15 protein-coding genes are annotated in these 16,269 nt (G+C 64.7%); 4 read left to right on the top strand and 11 right to left on the bottom strand.

What is annotated here, in order from left to right:
- Window positions 1–29: 29 nt before the first annotated feature.
- The 10 genes from O0881_RS18620 to O0881_RS18665 all read right to left on the bottom strand — a co-directional run bounded on the left by O0881_RS18620 (window position 30) and on the right by O0881_RS18665 (window position 10,538).
- Window positions 30–965 (bottom strand): substrate-binding domain-containing protein, encoded by a 936-nt coding sequence (locus tag O0881_RS18620; protein WP_257219067.1) that lies wholly within the window; start codon window positions 963–965, stop codon window positions 30–32.
- An 88-nt stretch (window positions 966–1,053) separates the two neighbouring features.
- On the bottom strand, window positions 1,054–2,079 hold the full coding sequence (locus tag O0881_RS18625) for an ABC transporter permease (protein ID WP_289912477.1): 1,026 nt from the start codon (window positions 2,077–2,079) through the stop codon (window positions 1,054–1,056).
- Complete coding sequence (locus O0881_RS18630) at window positions 2,060–3,547, bottom strand: sugar ABC transporter ATP-binding protein (protein WP_289912478.1); 1,488 nt, start codon at window positions 3,545–3,547, stop codon at window positions 2,060–2,062. The genes O0881_RS18625 and O0881_RS18630 overlap by 20 nt, the downstream gene beginning before the upstream one ends.
- Window positions 3,547–4,572, bottom strand: coding sequence for a LacI family DNA-binding transcriptional regulator (locus O0881_RS18635; protein WP_289912479.1), 1,026 nt, complete (start codon window positions 4,570–4,572; stop codon window positions 3,547–3,549). Before O0881_RS18635 ends, O0881_RS18630 begins: the two co-directional genes overlap by 1 nt.
- A 159-nt stretch (window positions 4,573–4,731) precedes the next feature.
- Window positions 4,732–5,319 (bottom strand): hypothetical protein, encoded by a 588-nt coding sequence (locus O0881_RS18640; protein ID WP_289912480.1) that lies wholly within the window; start codon window positions 5,317–5,319, stop codon window positions 4,732–4,734.
- Between the two features lie 28 nt (window positions 5,320–5,347).
- A complete protein-coding gene (locus O0881_RS18645; RefSeq protein ID WP_289905894.1) occupies window positions 5,348–6,259 on the bottom strand; it encodes a glycerophosphodiester phosphodiesterase family protein in 912 nt (303 codons plus the stop codon).
- Window positions 6,234–7,838, bottom strand: a complete 1,605-nt coding sequence (locus O0881_RS18650; protein ID WP_289912481.1) for a hypothetical protein — start codon at window positions 7,836–7,838, stop codon at window positions 6,234–6,236. The genes O0881_RS18645 and O0881_RS18650 overlap by 26 nt, the downstream gene beginning before the upstream one ends.
- Window position 7,839: 1 nt before the next feature.
- Entirely contained in the window at window positions 7,840–8,715 is an 876-nt protein-coding gene (locus O0881_RS18655) for a hypothetical protein (protein ID WP_289912482.1), read from the bottom strand.
- 27 nt (window positions 8,716–8,742) lie between these two features.
- The gene (locus O0881_RS18660; protein WP_289912483.1) at window positions 8,743–9,777 is read right to left on the bottom strand and encodes a hypothetical protein; all 1,035 of its coding nucleotides are present in this window, start codon (window positions 9,775–9,777) and stop codon (window positions 8,743–8,745) included.
- Complete coding sequence (locus tag O0881_RS18665) at window positions 9,774–10,538, bottom strand: hypothetical protein (RefSeq protein ID WP_289912484.1); 765 nt, start codon at window positions 10,536–10,538, stop codon at window positions 9,774–9,776. Before O0881_RS18665 ends, O0881_RS18660 begins: the two co-directional genes overlap by 4 nt.
- 187 nt (window positions 10,539–10,725) lie before the next feature.
- Between O0881_RS18665 and O0881_RS18670 the strand changes: the two genes are divergently transcribed.
- The 4 genes from O0881_RS18670 (at window position 10,726) to O0881_RS18685 (ending at window position 15,267) form a co-directional block, all read left to right on the top strand.
- Entirely contained in the window at window positions 10,726–12,108 is a 1,383-nt protein-coding gene (locus O0881_RS18670; RefSeq protein ID WP_289912485.1) for a caspase family protein, read from the top strand.
- A gap of 85 nt (window positions 12,109–12,193) precedes the next feature.
- Window positions 12,194–13,015, top strand: a complete 822-nt coding sequence (locus O0881_RS18675) for a hypothetical protein (protein ID WP_289912486.1) — start codon at window positions 12,194–12,196, stop codon at window positions 13,013–13,015.
- A 35-nt stretch (window positions 13,016–13,050) separates the two neighbouring features.
- The gene (locus O0881_RS18680) at window positions 13,051–13,782 is read left to right on the top strand and encodes a hypothetical protein (protein WP_289912487.1); all 732 of its coding nucleotides are present in this window, start codon (window positions 13,051–13,053) and stop codon (window positions 13,780–13,782) included.
- A gap of 219 nt (window positions 13,783–14,001) precedes the next feature.
- Complete coding sequence (locus O0881_RS18685) at window positions 14,002–15,267, top strand: DUF6445 family protein (RefSeq protein ID WP_289912488.1); 1,266 nt, start codon at window positions 14,002–14,004, stop codon at window positions 15,265–15,267.
- On the opposite strand, the gene O0881_RS18690 is transcribed toward O0881_RS18685, so the two are convergent.
- A complete protein-coding gene (locus O0881_RS18690; RefSeq protein WP_289912489.1) occupies window positions 15,264–16,205 on the bottom strand; it encodes a LysR family transcriptional regulator in 942 nt (313 codons plus the stop codon). The genes O0881_RS18685 and O0881_RS18690 overlap by 4 nt on opposite strands.
- Window positions 16,206–16,269 lie beyond the last annotated feature (64 nt).

Here is a 16,269-nt window from a genome sequence, read left to right on the forward strand (position 1 = left end):
CGGGAATCTGGCCCCGGGGGAGGTTCAGTTTAAAAAGGCGAGTTCGGAAAGTAGAACTGCTTGGCGTTCTCGCGCGTGATCAGCACCGACGGGATGATGGTGTTGGCCGGCAATTTATCACCTTTCAGGCGCGCTTCCGTCGTCAGCTTGATGGCGTCGTACATGAACTTGGGCGAGTACGACACGTCGGCCACGATCAGCGGGTCGGAACCGTCCATGATCTTCTTCACGGCGCCCTTCGCGCCCGCACCGCCGAACACTTGCTTGATGTCCGTGCGCTTCGCTTGCGCGATGGCCTTTTGCACGCCGATGGCCATGTCGTCATCGGCGGCCCAGACGGCGTCGATATGCTTGAAGCGGGTCAGGTAATCCTGCATGACCTTGAAGGCGTCGTCGCGGTTCCAGTTGCCATACTTGGCGTCCAGCACCTTGATGTCGGGATGACCCTTCATCACGGCGGAAAATGCGTCATAGCGCTCGTTGTCGAGCGTCGTCGGCATGCCGCGCAGCGCGACGATATTGCCCTTGCCATTCAGGCTTTTCGCCAGGTATTCGGCCGGCAGCTTGCCGAAGGCCGTGTTGTCGCCCGCGATGTACGCATCCTGCGACTGCGTGTTCGTCAAGCCGCGGTCCACCACCGTCACGTACACGCCCTTGTTTTTCACTTGCGCCACGGGCTGCGTCAGCGAGGCCGACTCGATGGGGAAGATGACCAGGGTGTTGATCTTGTTCACCGTCAACATGTCCTGCAGCTGGTTCGCCTGCTCGGGTGCCGTGGCGGCCGTCTTGACGATGATCTTCAGCCCCGGATGGGCTTTTTCCAGTTCCGCCTTGGCCTGGTTGGCCCACCACACGATGCCCGAGGTAAAGCTGTGCGTGGCCGTGGGAATGGCCACGCCGACCACCAGCTTTTCTGCGGCTTGCGCACCCGGCAGCGCCCACGCCTGCATCACCAGCACTGCCATCCCTGCTACCCGTATAAAGCTCTTCATGCTGCTCTCCTCCAAGGTTGTGGGCGCCCGGTGGCCGCCCTTTCAGAACGCCGCTCTTGTTTTATTTGCGGCCTCGCTGCAGGAAGGCGACGGCGATGATCACCACGCCTTGCACTGCGGCATTCAGGTAGACACTGATGATGCTGGTCAAATTCAGGATGTTGCTGATCACGGACAATAAAATCGCGCCGATGACGGTGCCGACGATGCGCCCTTCGCCCCCTTTCAGGGCCGTGCCGCCCACGACGACGGCGGCGATGGCTTCCAGTTCCCACAGCAAGCCCGTCGTGGGCGTGGCCGAGCCCAGGCGCGGCACGTACAGCACGGTGGCGATGCCCACGCACACGCCCAGCAGCATGTAGGTGGCGATTTTCACCTTGTCGACGTTGATGGCCGCATAGCGCGCCACTTGCTCGTTGGAACCAATCGCCTGCACGTGGCGACCGAACGTCGTGCGGTTCAAAATGATGGCGCCGGCCGCCGCGACGAAGAGGAAAGTCCAGATGGGGATCGGCGCGCCCAGCACGCTCGTGTAGTAGACGGGGCTGTACAGCTCGGACAGGGTGGCGTCAAGGGTCAGCGCGCCGCCATCGGCCAGGTACGTGAGCACGGCGCGGAAGATGCCCAAGGTGCCCAGGGTAACGATGAACGGCTCGATATTGCCCTTGCTAATTAACAAGCCATGCATCAGGCCAAAGCCGGCGCCCAGGATCAGCGCCATGGCGATGCCCAGCACCAGCATGGTGATGGGCGCCAGGTCGCCGCCCGCCCCTTGCGCCAGCGCATTCATGAAATAAATCATGCAGCCGGCGATCAGGGCCGCCATGGAGCCGACGGACAGATCGATGCCGCCGGAAATGATGACGAAGGTCATGCCGACGGCGATGATGCCAATAAAAGCCGTGCGCGTGAGCACGTTCATCAGGTTGTCCAGGGTGGCGAAGTCGCCATTGAGCAAGGTGCCCGCGATGCACAGGGCCAACAGGCCCAGCACGGGGCCAAAGCCCTTGATGCGCGCGCCCAGTCTGGCGATGCTGGCGCCTGGGGCGCCGGTGGAGACAGTGGTGTCAGTGCGTGCCGGTTGCATGGGCAATCAACTCCTCTTCGGTCAGGTGGTCAGCAGACAGGGTGGCTTGCAAGGTGCCGGCGCGCATCACGGCGACCCGGTGGCACAGGCCGATCAATTCGATCAGTTCGGATGAGATCACGATCACGGCGCGCCCTTCGGCGGCCAGGCGGTGGATCAAAAAGTAAATGTCGCGCTTGGCGCCCACGTCCACGCCGCGGCTCGGCTCATCGAGCACGACGACACGGGGGTCCGAATGCAGGTATTTCGCCAGCGCCAGCTTTTGCTGGTTGCCGCCCGACAGCATGCGCGCGCGGCTGTCCAGGTCGCCCGTGCGGATATTGAAGTCCAGCACCGCCTTGGCCAGCGCCTCCTTTTCCGCTTTCACGTCCAGCCACGGCCGCGCATAGCGCTCCATCGTCATCAGGGTGAGGTTTTCGCGCAAGCCCAGGTTCACGTGCAAGCCCTTGCCCTTGCGGTCTTCGCTCAAATACGTCATGCCGTGCTGCATGGCTTGCTTGGGCGTGCGGATGTCCACGGGCTGGCCATTGAGATGGATCAACCCCGCGCTGCGCGGACGCAAGCCCAGCAGCGCCTCGAACGATTCCGTGCGCCCCGCGCCCACCAGGCCCGCAAAGCCCAGCACTTCGCCGGCCCGCACCTCGAAGGACAAGTCCCTGGACCAACCCGGCACCGTCAGCCCCTCGACTTTCAGCAACACAGGAGCTTCTTTCGCCAGCGCCACTTTCGCGGGGAACATGTCCGACAGTTCGCGCCCCACCATCAGGTTCGCCATCTGCTGGCGCGTGAGGCTGGCCGTCGGTTCGCGCGTGACGAAACGCCCGTCGCGCATGACGATGACCTCGTCCGTGTTGCGCTCCACTTCATCGAGCTTGTGGGAAATGTACAAAATCGTCACGCCGTCCGCTTTCAGCTGCGCCATCACGGCGAACAGGCGCTGGGTTTCCGACGACGTCAGGGTGGCCGTCGGTTCATCCATGATCAGGAAGCGGGCGCGGCGCGACAGGGCCTTGGCGATTTCCACAAGTTGCTTTTCAGCCACAATCAAGTCGCGGATTTTGGTGTCGGGCGAGACATCCAGGCCCACCTGTTTCAAATAGCGCGACGCTTCCTCGCGCATGGCGCGCTCGTCGAGCAGCCAGCCGCGCGTCTGCTCGTGGCCGAGGAACATGTTTTGCGCCACCGTCAGGTGCTCGGCCAGGTTGAATTCCTGGTGGATCAGCACGATGCCGGCCGATTCCGCCGCGCGCGAACTGGCAAAGCGCCGGGGCTGGCCATCGATCAGCAGCTGCCCTTCGCTCACCGCCTCGTAGCCGGCGAGGATTTTCATCAGGGTCGACTTGCCGGCGCCATTTTCGCCCAGCAAGCCATACACGCGCCCCGGCGCCAGGTTGAAACTGACGCCATGCAAGACGCGCACGGGGCCGAAATCCTTGCACACCCCCTCGAAACCGACGGCAACGCTCACTATGCACTCCCTCGCAAGACCAAGTTATGGTTAAGCAACACGCCCGGCACCTGTGCCGCCGGGTCCGCCAAGCGCTGCAGCAACAGTCTCGCCGCCGTCTCGCCCAGCTCGCGCATGGGCTGGGCGATGGTGGTGAGGCCCGGATCGATCTGCGCGGCGATGGCGATATCGTCGAAGCCGATGACGGCCACGTCTTCCGGCACGCGCTTGTTCAGCTGGCGCAGCGCGCTCAAGACGCCGATGGCCAGGGTATCGGAGACGGCAAAGATGGCCGTGGGCGCGTCGGGCCCCGCCATCATCCGCAAGGTGGCGGCCGTGCCCGCTTCGTAATCGAGGCTTTGCACCGTGTGCACCCACTGCGGCTGCACGGGCAGGCCGGCCGCCGCCAGGGTGTCCAGATAGCCTTGCTGGCGTTGCCGCGCGTACAGATAGCGTTCATCCGAGTTGATCAGGCCGATGCGCGTATGGCCGCGCGCCAGCAGATGCGCGACGGCGTCGGACGCGGCGCGGTGGTTGTCGATGCCGACATAGGGCACGGCCACGGCGGGGTCGAATTCGCAGCAGGCCACCCATGGCAGGCTGACGGATTCATGCGACAAGGCATGCTGCACCGTGTCCGGATCGAGGCAGATGGCGCCGTCGGCGCGGTGCATGCGCAGCAAGTCGAAATACGAGCGCTCGCGGCCCGCGTCGGCGCCCGTGTCGCACAGCAACACGAAATAGCCGTGTTCGCGCGCCACCGTGTCGATGCCGCGCACGATCTGCGCATAAAAGGGGTTGCCCACGTCAGGCACCATGGTCAGCAGCATGCGGCTCTCGGCCGTGCGCAGGCTGCGCGCCAGATGGTTCATGCGGTAGCCCAGGGCCGCCACGGAAGCGAGCACCTTGTCGCGCGTGGGCGCCCGCACCCCCGCTTGCTCGTTCATCACGCGCGACACGGTGGCCACCGACACGCCCGCATGCGCGGCAACGGCGCTGATGGAGACGGTTTCTGTCGGCAAAGGTGATGGAACGGCTGGCGGCATGAAGGTGCTCAATAAAATGTAATCGATTACATTTATAGGCCAGTCGCGCGCGCGATGCAAACATTATCGATGCTGCGATGCGCAAAAAAGAGGCAGGAATGCGGCAGGAAAAAGGCAAAAACGGGGCAAAAACGGCCCTGCGCGGGCCGTCGGATACAGCTATTTCTGGGCTTGCAAGGCGCTTTGCTGCACGGCAAAACCGGCGCGCACGGCGGACAGGGCCGCCACCCACAGGATCAGGCCGGCACCGAGACAGCCGATGGGGTGCATGGGGCCATGGCGCGCGGTCAGCGGATAGCCGATGGCCCACACGCACAGGGCCATGCCGATGGCCAGGTGGCGGCGCGCCTTGAACAGCCAGGCCAGCGGGAAGAAATGCAGGCCCACGATGAGAATGACGGCGGGAATGAACCACGCCTGCAAGCCCATGTTTTTCAGGACGTTGCCGACGATGAAGATGGCGATCCATTGCCCGGCGTTCACAATATTGAACAGCCGCCCCACGCGTTTCGCTTCCGGCGATTGTTCCGCCGCCGCATGCGCGGCGCGGTGGCGGCGGAACTGGCGCCACGCCAGCATGAACAGCAGGACGGTGACGCCGGCAACCGGCAGCAGCCTGAGCGGATGCGCGCCATACGTCTGCACGCACCAGGCGGCCACCCACAGGCCGCCAAACAGGGAAAAGAACATGGCGCCGATGGCGCTACGGGCCAGCGCGGCGGCGGGGTCGGGTTGCGGCAGGGTCATGGCATGGTCTCTCGGCAAGTAAAAATGCTTACTTCATCATCGCACAAAACGTCTCGGGATTGCCGTCAAGAATGACGCCGCTGGGCCAGCGGTGGCTGCGCTGCTGGGCGCGCAGCAGGGACGCGGCCAGGGCCGAGTCGCCATCGACGGCGTACACGAAGACGGGCATGTTCAGGCTGGCGGCATCAGCCAGCAGATTCGGATTGGCGTCCAGGCTGCGCGCATCCACATGCACGCCGGTGGGCATGCCGATCTGTTGCTGCACGCGCTGCAGCCATGGCTTGTCCAGCTTGGGCGGGCGGGCATTTTTCGCGATATAGCGGCTGACCCGGTTGGCGCCGGCCGCCTGCGCATTGCGCGCGTCAAACACGAGCAGGCCCAGGTAACCCTGCGGATCGGCGCGGCGCGCGCACGCCAGGTTGTTCGGCACGCCCGACGTCAAAAACCAGTTGCCGTGCTTGATGTTCGCGCGCAACTGTCCCACCAGGGTGGCGATCGGCGCGCACGACGACACCACATCCTTGATTTCCGCATTCAGGGTCTTGGCCGGGAAAGCCGTCGCCAGGTCGGCGACATCGGTGACGAACGGCGGCGTTTCCGGCGTGGCCACGCCGCGGTTCTTCATGCTGGCGGCGCGCCAGTCGTCGGCCGTCAATTGTTTCACGGTGCGGGGCGAGCCCGTGTCGACGACCCTTCCCGTCAGCAAGTCGTGGTGCACCACCCAGCTGCCGTCGCCCAGCAGCTGCAAATCCGTCTCGACGCCGTCCCAGGTGCCGAAATACGTGTTGCGCAGCGCGCTCAGCGAGTTTTCCGGCGCATTGCCGGCGCCGCGGTGCGCATGCATCTTCATGCCCAGGCAATCGGCTTGCGCGGCCGTGCTGCACATGGAGAACAGCAAGGCCAGCGCGGCCGCCTTATTTTTGTTGCGGGTGATAGCCATAGTGAATTCCCTGCAAAACATGGATGCGGATCGCTTCGTTGACGGGGTAGCTGTAGCCCTGCCCCACCGCCACGACGTGCGTGATATTGGCCAGGATGGCCTTGCCGGCGAGATTCCAGCGCGTGCTGTCGGGCTCGCCCTGGCGCGTCCAGTCCAGCATTTGCCGGAACAGCTCGCTACGCGTGACATTGTTGTCCAGCACCGACAGCATGCCCCAGGTACCCGCAAAGGCCGTCGCCAGCACGCCCGTGGCGATCCAGGCGGAGCGCCGGCTCAGCTGTCCATCGGCGCCCGCCTGCTCGCCACGGCGCATGGCCAGCAGCAATAATACGACGGTCGCGATCAGATACAGCAATTTGGAAAAGTGGCCGATGGCGCCCAGCAGCGAGAAGAACAGGGCCACGGGCGGCACGATGGCGGCGCGCGCCGCTTCCTTGCCTTCGTGAAAGAACCTGCCGCCCGCTTCAAAATCCGTGCGGCTGGCACGGTATTCCACCAGTTTTTCCGCCGTCTGGCGATCCAGGAACTGGTCGAACAGGCGGCCGAACTCGGCCGGACTCGCATACGCGGCCTGCACCGTGGCGCTGGCCGGCAACTTCAACGCTTCGCGCAATTCCGCCTGCACGCCGGGGCGCGCGACAAAAGCGGCAAACGGCAAGCCCGGCGGGATGCGCTCGCCGCGCACGGAGACGCCCTTGCTGGCCGCCTCGGCCGCGTAACGGCGCTTGACGGCGGCGCGGAAACCCAGCTCGTCGTCGGTACGCCAGTTGGCGGGCACGGGCACTTTCTTGCGTACATTGTTGACGACGGCAGCCTGGCGCCGCATCGGCACCGAATGCGGCTGCCAGCCGCGCCGCGACAGGCTGCTCACGTATTCCTGCCACGACGATTGCTGCTTGGCGCGCAAGCCGGCATCGCTGTCGGGGATGATGCCCGCATACAATTCCCACTTGCCGGCCAGCTCGCGCATGGCCTCTTGATATTTGTCATAGTAGCCGGACGGGCCGCCTGCCACCTGGCGCACGTTGGCGCGCACCAGCTGCTCCTTGGCCGGTCCCATGCGCTCGTCGAGATGCCGCACCGAGACGGCCAGGAAGGGGAACAGGGCCAGGAAGGATTTCCCCTCCGGCTTGGCGAACAGGGTGGGATCGTCAACCAGGCCCTGCAGCTGCAAGCTGCCGCCTACCAGCGAACGCTGCAGCAGGGTGGTGTTGAAGGCCATGCGGCGAAATTCCGCGTCGCGCGTATTGACCAGCACATTCACCGTGGTTTTCAGCACGCCGAAGACGACGCCGGCCGTCACCACGCAGCAGACGAGGATCTTGGTCCAGCCCGGCCCGCTGCCATTGTTCCTCAGCCGGCGGCGCCACATCAGCTGCAGCACCACCAGCGCGGCGGCGATGCCCGACAGGCTGCGGCCATAGAATTCCACCCCTTCCACGTCTTCCGGCTTGACGTTGCCCCCCACCACGTCGAGCAGGCGGGCATTGAAGCCCAGCTCGAAGCACAGATACATAATGGTGAGGACGATCAGGATCAAGGTCTGCCGGATTTGCAGACTGCGCAAGCTGGCGGCCATCCTATTTCCTCAAATCGATGACGACGGGCTTGATTTCTTCCGTCTGGAAACTCATGGCGGCCGGCACGCGCGAAGCGCTGTCGCCGGCACGCGCGGCCGGAGCTGCCGCTGCCGGGGCGCTTGGCACGGTGCGGGCTGGCGCGGGCGCTTCCTGCGCCACCTGGCGGCGGTTCCGGCTGGTGGCGCGCGTGGCGGGCTTGGTGGCGGCTGCCGGTGCGGCGGCCGGAGCGGCAGGAATCACGCGCCCGCTGTCGCTGCCCGGCACGGTGGCGATGACGGGGCCGGCGGCGCGCAAGGCGTCGTCGGCAAACGGCTGCGCGCGCGTATCGACGCCGGGCGGCACGGGCACGCTGGCGTTGAGCAAACGGCTGTCCGTGTAAATCATGCGCGCCAGGCGGTTGTAATTGGGGAAGTCGATATTGAGCGAACGGCCATCGGCCGCCAGTTCCACGCGGGGGCGGTCGTTGCAATTGCCGACCGTCCACTGCAGCACGTCCGTGCCCTGGAACGCCAGCACTTCATAGCGGTAGGCGCAGCCGCGCTCCTGGGTTTCGACGATCACCACGGTGCGCTCGCCCACGTTTTCCACGCGCGCCACGCGGGCCGTGATGGCCTTGTCCAGCGGCACGACGCGGAACGCCTGCGACAGCTTGATCGAATACTTGCCCTTCGGATCCTTGCGCAAAGTGCCTTCCGTACCATCACGCAAGCGGAAGGTGGAAATCGGCGTGCCGAACAGCTCGGCCGTATCGAGGCCCATCAACACGCCGCCACGGCCATTCGGCGTCATGGCGCAGCCCGTCAACAGGACGCCGGCGGCCAGGCCCATGGCCAGTTTGCGCCAGTGCGCAGATGCAAAATTCTTATACGTTGCCATACTTGATAACTTTCTCTTATTTCGGGGTCAGGGATTGATCACGGCCAGCGGATTGCCCGGACCTGGCGGCGGCAAGACTTTCTGGCGGTTGCGCGACAGCACGGTGAAGGCGCCCAGGGTGTCCGGTCCGGCGACGATTTCCAACTGCTCGCGCTGCAGCCAGGTGCGGATTTCCGCCTCCGTGGCCTCGGCGCGGAACAGCACGCGCGTGCGCACGCCCGTCTCGACGCCGCTGCCCTGTGGAGCACCATTGCGGAATTCCGCATTGCCGACGACGGCGCCCTCTTTCGGCAGGAACAGCCACGCCGACTGCACCACCATCACGCTGGCGGCCACGGCCGTGACAAGTTTGAGCCAGCGGCTGGAATTTGCCGCCTGCATTGGCACCTTCACCGGTGGCGCAGTAGCATCGGCCGAAGCGATCTGCAACTGCTGCAGCCCTTGGCGCAGCAATTGCCGGTACGCCACGCGGCCATCCTTGCCCAGCTCGCTCGACAAAGGCGTGCCCGTCAAGGCGTAATCGTCGCCCGGCAAGGCCACGCGGGCGATCACGCCCGGCGCGGCTGCAGCCCCATTGGCGCGGCCATGCAGCTCCAGCCAGCGCGCCGCCTGCAGGCGCTCCTGGCTGAACACGCCCAGGCAGGCGCCCAGGTCCGTCACGGCCAAGGTCACCGGCATGTCGCACAGCACCAGGCCCGCGCGCGGGTCGGCGGGCGCGTCGCGCTCTTCGACCACGAGGCCGCAGGCGTCCGCATACGATGTGTCCGGCGTGACGAGCCAGCCGCGCCAGCGCTGCCGCGTGCTGTCCCAGGCGTCGAGCAGCACGGCGCCGAAGCCGGGGCGGCGCGCCAGCAGGTGGATCTGTCCGCCCGCGATGGGCCGCCCGGCCAGCGGCGCGGCGTCGCTGCGGCGCGCGAAGCGCTGCATCACGTGTTCCGGCACGGCGATGCCGCGCCAGTCGGGGGTGGCGCCCGCCACCTCGTCGTCCAGCACGTCGATGGAAGACGGGGGCGACGGCAGGCGCGCGGCAACGATGGCCAGGGTGGGCGTCAATGCATTCATGCCGGTGGCCTTTCATCCGGGTTCGGGGGAGGGGACGCGGGGTCCAGGTGCAGGGATAACGCGGCCACGCACAAGATATCCAAAACTATTTGCGCCGCCTGCATGTCGCGCGCGGCCAGGGTATCGCCCACGCGCAGCTTGAGCAGGCTCAAGACCCAGCTGCCCAGCAAGGTGGCGCGGTGGGCCGGCTCGACCACCTGGCGCCCCGCGCTGGCAGGCTCGCCCTTCTGCCTGTGGACCAGGCCCAGCTTGCCGCCGTGGTAGTGCGCGGAGGCAATCTGCTCGGCCAATTCCTTGACGGGCATGCCGCCGCAGCCGCAATGGCGCAGCAGCAGAATCAAATCGCTGGGCAAGGTCGCAATAAAACTGTCGGCCGCCTCGCGCACTTGCTGCGGCGTGAGCTGGTAGTCGCGCAGCGGCTCCGCATAGGCGTCGGGCGCGCGCAACTCGCAGCCCTCTTGCGCATCCGCATCGTCGTCGTCACGCTGCTTGCGCCGCTGGTCGATGATGAAGCGCTTGAAGTATAAAAACAGGGCGCCGACGTGGTGGGGCGCGGCGTCGCTGTCGCTGTGCAAGACTTTTTCGATGAAGAACTGGTGGCGCAGATCGGTCAGGGAATCGCCGAGCGACGCCGCTTCGCGCGGACGGCACGGGGTCAGCGCGGCGATGACGCGCTGGTAAAACTCGCCCAGTTCGCCTTGTGTCAGCTGCGGGCGGCGGGTCCAGAAAGCATGAATCCGTTCAAATTGTTCCGATTGCACAGCCGGTCCGATCGTGTGTTGGGCGCCACGCGCCACTGGCCGGCGGCGACGCGCACCGGCAAACAAGCAATACGCTGGCCAGACAAGAGAAACTTGTCAGTAAGGTAAAATGCATTTAAGCAATTTTCTCATATCACCGTCAAAATCGCTAACTTTTGTTACTTTCACGACAATTCCCGAGACGCCGATGCATCGCCTGATTTCCCTGTTTTTCAGCCTCATCTTTTTACTCTGCGGTAACGGCGTGCAAGCGGCCACGGGGAATGTCGCCAGCGGTCCCGGCAAGCGCATCGCGCTGGTGATCGGCAACGCGGCCTATCCGCAGCCCCTGTTAAATCCCGTGAATGACGCGCGCGCCATGGCCGAACGCCTGCGCCGCCTGGGCTTTGAAGTGCTGCTGCGCACGGACATCAATGCGGCGCAGCTGCAAAAGGCGTCGGCCGAGTTTTCCACGCAGGCGCGCGGCGCCGATATCGCCCTCGTGTTTTACGCGGGCCACGGCGCGCAGGCGGGCGAAGCCAATTATGTATTGCCGCTGGGCGCCAACATGAATGCGCTGAGCGCGTCCGCCATCGCCGCGCAGGGCGTGTCCGTTTCCAGCCTGGCGGGCGACTTGCAGCGCACGGGCGCGCGCGGCGCCGTGCTGATCCTCGACGCTTGCCGCCAGGAATATACGCGCGGCGGCGCGGTGGTGGTTCCCGGCGGCAACGCGGCCAGCCACGGCTTTGCCGATACGGCCGCGCCACGCGGCGTGGTGATCGCCTATTCGGCCGGTCCCGGCGCCCTGGCCCGCGATTTCTGGTCGCCCGATTCGCGCAACAGCCCCTACACGAGCGCCCTGCTCGACGCGCTGGACGCTCCGGGCTTGCCCATGGGCGACGTGTTTTCGCAAGTGGCGGCACGCGTCGCGGCCATGACGCACGACGTGCAAAAGCCCCGCGTGTCGTTCGGCGAAACGTCGGCGCGCCTGGTGCTGAACATGGGCAGCGGCAAGGGCGTCAGCCCGCCCCCCGCCGGCGTGCTGGCCTCGGGCAACAGCGGCATGCGCGCGCCAGCGCCAGCGCCAGCCATGGAAAAGCCGGCCGTACCGGGCGTCAAGGTGTGGCCCGGCAACGTATTGCAAGACATCAACTATGAAATCCGCATGCAGATCGCGGCCCGCCCGTTTCCCCGCCAGCAGCTGGAAAAGCGCGCGCGGGGCGGCGACCTGGTCGCGCTGACGGCCCTCGGCTATGGCATCGGCGGCGGCGACGCGGGCATCAAACAGCCGAAGGCGGGCATGCAGTGGCTGGAAAAGGCGGCCGCCAAGGATTTTCCGATTGCCCAGACCTATCTGGCCGAATTGCTGATGGTCAAGGGCGACCCCGCCTCGCTGAAGCGGGCGGGCGCGCTGCTGGACGCCGCCTCGCAGGCGGGCTACACGGCCGCCCATGCGTATAAATTCGACCTGGCGCGGCGCACGGGCGCGCCGCCGCAGGATGCGGCCCGGCATTTGCAGGACGCGTTCATGGGCTTGATGAAGGATTACCAGGGCGCCGCCAAAGACCTGATGCAGCCCCCCAAAAAATAATTTCAAATAATTTTGGATTTCCCGGAACTGCCCCCGTTATCCGTGGGTACATGCAATACAGCATGACAGTGACCAGGGAAATCCCATGCAAGCATCCAGCCCAGCAGCAATCACCACCGGCCAACGGGGCCGCATCCTCGCCTACCAAGCCAGCGGACAAGGTTCCGTCAGCGTGGCCGGCATTCAACATGCCTTCGACGTCACTACCCACTGGCGCTCCGACGTGGCGCCCGCCATCAACGCCGTCGTCGACGTGCGTTTCAACGAGTCAGGCGGCCTCGACACGGTCAGCGCCGTGGCGACGCAGCAACTGGCGCAGGAAGAGATGGCCGGCGCGGCGAAACTGGCGCGCGACAAGGGCCAGCAGCTGTGGGGTCAGGCCGTCTCGGCACTGGGCATCAAGGTGCTGGCCAGCCTGGGCGTGCTGATCGCCGGCTCCTTTGTCTTCAACACCATCGGCATCCGTTTGTTCGCCTCCGTCTCGCGCACCTACTGGCAGTTGCTGGGCCTGTCCGCCGACAGCCTGGAAAGCTTTGCCCGCGATGGCGGCGGCGGTTTTACTTCGGCGCAATTTTTCTTCCTGCTGGCCATTGCCGCCTGCTGCGCCACCATGGCCAGCAATCACCCGAAAGCGGCGCTGGGCAAGTGCGCGCCGCTGCTGTTCATCGTCATCCACAGCAGTTTGCTGTTCATCAAGATCAAGGGCGCCGTCAGCGACGCGGGCAATGCCATGGGCGGCATCATGGGCAGCCGCGCGACCCGCATGGCCGAGCAGATGGCCAGCGAAATGCTGGGCCAGGTGTGGCAAGGGCTCTCGTTCGGCATCGGCTTTTATTTGGTGCTGGCCGCCAGCATTGTCCTGGCCGCCTACGGCTATGGCGAATACAAACGCAAAACCGTCGGCTAAGTCACCTCTTACACACCCATACTGAAGGAAATACCATGAACCGCACTTTCCCCGCCCTGCTCGCCATTGCCGTGATCCTGTCCGCCTGCGGCAAGACGGATAACGCCACACCAGCCGCTTCTGCCCCCGTCGCCGCGAATGTCGCGGACCTGGCCGCCAAGGCGCAAGTGAAGGCGGCGGCCGCCAGCCTGCCGCAAGCGGACGCTGCCACGCCGACGTCCAGCTATGTCGACATCACCAGCGGCAACCAGTTGATGTACAGCTACATCGCCCTGTCCGGCGTGCCGCCCGACTACGCGGCCGTGGCGCAGCGCATCTCGCGCGAATATGCGGGCAGCAACGACGCCTTCCGCAAGCAGGAAGTGCTCGACGCCCTGAAACCGCAGATCGACGCCAAGGTCAATGAGGCGAAAACCCGGCGCTACCTGCGCTACCAGATCAATGGCCAGGGCGCGCTGTCGCCGTACGCGATGGACAAGGCCGCCTTCCCGGCCAAGTTCGCCGACGCGGGCACGTATTACTACATGTACGACAACGGCGACTACAAGCTGGCATTTACGAATGGCGACGGCTATTCGCTGCTGAAGGTGGACCAGGAGGCGGCCCGCAAGATCGAGGCGGCGCGCAGCGGCTACAAGGACTTCGCCATCGTCGTGTACGCCTACGCCCAGGAAGCGGACATGGCCAGCAACCAGGTCAAGGCGCAGATCGTCAAGGTGGCGATCAAGCTGAACGGGGAAGAAATTCCCGTCAACCAGGCGCGCTAAGTAATCCTCAGGAAATTATTGTGAATTTATGACGAACAGAACCGGATGCTATGCAAGGCGCCCGCTGCGACGCAGTGCGAGCACTGCTAGCAGCGGGCAAGCCTCGTCGGCCACCTTGCAGAGCGCCGCTTATGGAAGTCAGAAATCACAATAATTTATTGGGGGTTACTTAGTACGGCCTCGGTTACACTGTTCGCCACATTGCATCGGGATAGCGACATGGGCGAACAGACACTGGCGGAACAACATCTGGCAAACGGGCAACGGCTGCAACAGGCGGGCAAGCTGATCGAAGCGATCAATGCCTACCAGGCCGCGTACAAGCAAGACCCGGCCCTGGCCGAAGCGCAGCATTTCCAGGGCCTGGCCATGCTGGAGCTGGGCCAGGGCGCCATCGGCCTGGGCTTGCTGAAACTGTCGCTCAAGCAACAGCCCGACAATGCCCTGTTCCACTACAACCTGGGCAACGTGCTGCGCGGCACGGATAGCGAGGCGGCGCTGGCCAGCTACGCCACGGCGGCGCGGCTGGCGCCGCACGAGCACGATTTCGCCATCAGCCATGCCGAACTTCTGATGGGAAAACAGCGTCTGCTGGGGACCATCGCCGAACTGGAACGGGCCCACGCCCTGCGTCCGCAGCGTTGGCAAACCCTGCAGGGACTGGCCGAGCTGTATTACCGCACGGGACAGCAGGAACTGGCGCTGGCGCGCTACGCGCAAGGCCTGGCGCTGCATCCGGCGCTGGCGCAAACGTGCTGCATCGGCTTTGCCAACCCGCAAGCGGAACAGGCAGAAACATTGACGCCGCTCAATGTCGCGGACACCCTGCACGATTTTATCCGCGAAACGGACTTGCACATCCTCGACGATTTCCTGCCCGACCCGGCCGCCTGGCGCGCGCAGGCGCTGGCCTTGCCGTTCGAGCAGCAGCGCTATGCGGGACAAAACTATCCGGGCAGCCAGACGGCGGGCCAGCCCAGCCAAGCCATCATGGAGCGCATCGCCACGGCCCTGGGCCGCCCCATCCGTTTTATTTCGCCCGACAATGGCTCGTACCGCCTCAGCTATGCGGACGCCATGGCGCGCACGGATATCCACGTGGACAATGAGACGGGCAACAATTTCAATTTCTATGCGGGCGTGCTGTATTTGAACCCGCCCGAGCAGTGCCAGGGCGGCACCACCTTTTGGCGCCACCAGCCCAGCGGCTGGTACCGCAGACTCCCCGAGGCGGACGTCAAGGCGGGCGGCTACGCCAGCTTCAAGGACTTCCAGAAACGCTGGCTGCCGAACAGTAAAGTACAGAAATTCAACGACTTACAGGAACAGCGCGACAGTTGGCAAGCGCTGCTGGAAGTGCCGATGCGCCACAACCGCCTGATCGTCTACAAGGGCCATTACTTTCACTCGATCAGCAATGTGTTTGGCGATACGCCGGAAAATGGCCGGCTGGTGCAGCTGTTTTTCTTTGAAGTGCCCGACTAGTACATATCCTGTGCCGTGGCGCGTACTGCCTTCAAGAGCATGTCCGCGCCCGGCGACAACAGATGATCCTGCTGGCGGATGATGCCGAACGCATCCATCTTGCACGGCAGCTCGATGGGCAGGATGCTCAGCACGTTCAACGATTCGTAGTAATGCGCCACTTCCGTCGGCATCACGTGCAGCGAATCCGTTTGCTGCAGCAAGGACGTGATCAACAACAAGGCCGTCGTGTCGACCACGTCCACGGGCGGTTCCTGGCCCGCGCGGCGGAACATCATGTCGAAGCGGTGGCGCAGGATACTGCCTTGCGGCGGCAAGATCCATGGCTGGCCCGCCAAGTCTTTCAATTGCAAATTCTTGCGCGACAGCAGCGGATGGCCATTGCGGGCCACGGCGCTGGCCGGCTCTTCCGTCAATTCCTCGTAGATGAGGCCGGCGCTGCTTTCCTTTTCCAGGATGCGCCCGATCATGAAGTCCAGGGTGCCATGCTGCAACATGTCCATCAGGGTATTGCTGTGCTCCAGGTGCACGCCGATGCGCATCAAGGGCGCCTGCTGCTTGATGCGGGCAATCGCCCGCGGCAGCAAGGCCATGGCCGGCGTCATGATGACGCCCACTTCCACCTGGCCCGTCAGGCCCGACTTCAGGGCGACGATGTCGTCATGCGCCAGCGACAGGCTCGTCAAGGCCATGCGCGCGTGGCGTATCATCGTTTCGCCGTAGATGGTCGGCTCCATGCCGCGCGGCAGCCTGTCGAACAGGCGCACGTCCAGCATCTCTTCCAGGTCCTTGATTTGCTTGGACGCGGCCGGCTGCGTCATGTGCAATTCTTCCGCCGCGCGGTGGATGTTGCGCTGCTCGTCAAGGGCGATCAACAGCAGCAATTGCCGCGTCTTCAGGCGGGCTCGCAAGAACCAGTTGGGGTTGAGGGTATCCATGAATAAATCATATCATGATCGATATCGCTTTTAACTCAATATCGATGTTATAGATATCGGTGTG

Source organism: Janthinobacterium sp. SUN100 (assembly GCF_030397705.1).
Classification (GTDB): Bacteria; Pseudomonadota; Gammaproteobacteria; order Burkholderiales; family Burkholderiaceae_D; genus Janthinobacterium; species Janthinobacterium kumbetense.

What these genes read in the sequence shown, in the direction of transcription:
- O0881_RS18620 (WP_257219067.1), bottom strand. Translation starts at nt 965, where the DNA reads ATGGCAGTGCTGGTGATGCAGGCGTGGGCGCTGCCGGGTGCGCAAGCC.
- O0881_RS18625 (WP_289912477.1), bottom strand. Translation starts at nt 2,079, where the DNA reads ATGCAACCGGCACGCACTGACACCACTGTCTCCACCGGCGCCCCAGGC.
- O0881_RS18635 (WP_289912479.1), bottom strand. Translation starts at nt 4,572, where the DNA reads ATGCCGCCAGCCGTTCCATCACCTTTGCCGACAGAAACCGTCTCCATC.
- O0881_RS18640 (WP_289912480.1), bottom strand. Translation starts at nt 5,319, where the DNA reads ATGACCCTGCCGCAACCCGACCCCGCCGCCGCGCTGGCCCGTAGCGCC.
- O0881_RS18645 (WP_289905894.1), bottom strand. Translation starts at nt 6,259, where the DNA reads ATGGCTATCACCCGCAACAAAAATAAGGCGGCCGCGCTGGCCTTGCTG.
- O0881_RS18650 (WP_289912481.1), bottom strand. Translation starts at nt 7,838, where the DNA reads ATGGCCGCCAGCTTGCGCAGTCTGCAAATCCGGCAGACCTTGATCCTG.
- O0881_RS18655 (WP_289912482.1), bottom strand. Translation starts at nt 8,715, where the DNA reads ATGGCAACGTATAAGAATTTTGCATCTGCGCACTGGCGCAAACTGGCC.
- O0881_RS18660 (WP_289912483.1), bottom strand. Translation starts at nt 9,777, where the DNA reads ATGAATGCATTGACGCCCACCCTGGCCATCGTTGCCGCGCGCCTGCCG.
- O0881_RS18670 (WP_289912485.1), top strand. Translation starts at nt 10,726, where the DNA reads ATGCATCGCCTGATTTCCCTGTTTTTCAGCCTCATCTTTTTACTCTGC.
- O0881_RS18675 (WP_289912486.1), top strand. Translation starts at nt 12,194, where the DNA reads ATGCAAGCATCCAGCCCAGCAGCAATCACCACCGGCCAACGGGGCCGC.
- O0881_RS18680 (WP_289912487.1), top strand. Translation starts at nt 13,051, where the DNA reads ATGAACCGCACTTTCCCCGCCCTGCTCGCCATTGCCGTGATCCTGTCC.
- O0881_RS18685 (WP_289912488.1), top strand. Translation starts at nt 14,002, where the DNA reads ATGGGCGAACAGACACTGGCGGAACAACATCTGGCAAACGGGCAACGG.
- O0881_RS18690 (WP_289912489.1), bottom strand. Translation starts at nt 16,205, where the DNA reads ATGGATACCCTCAACCCCAACTGGTTCTTGCGAGCCCGCCTGAAGACG.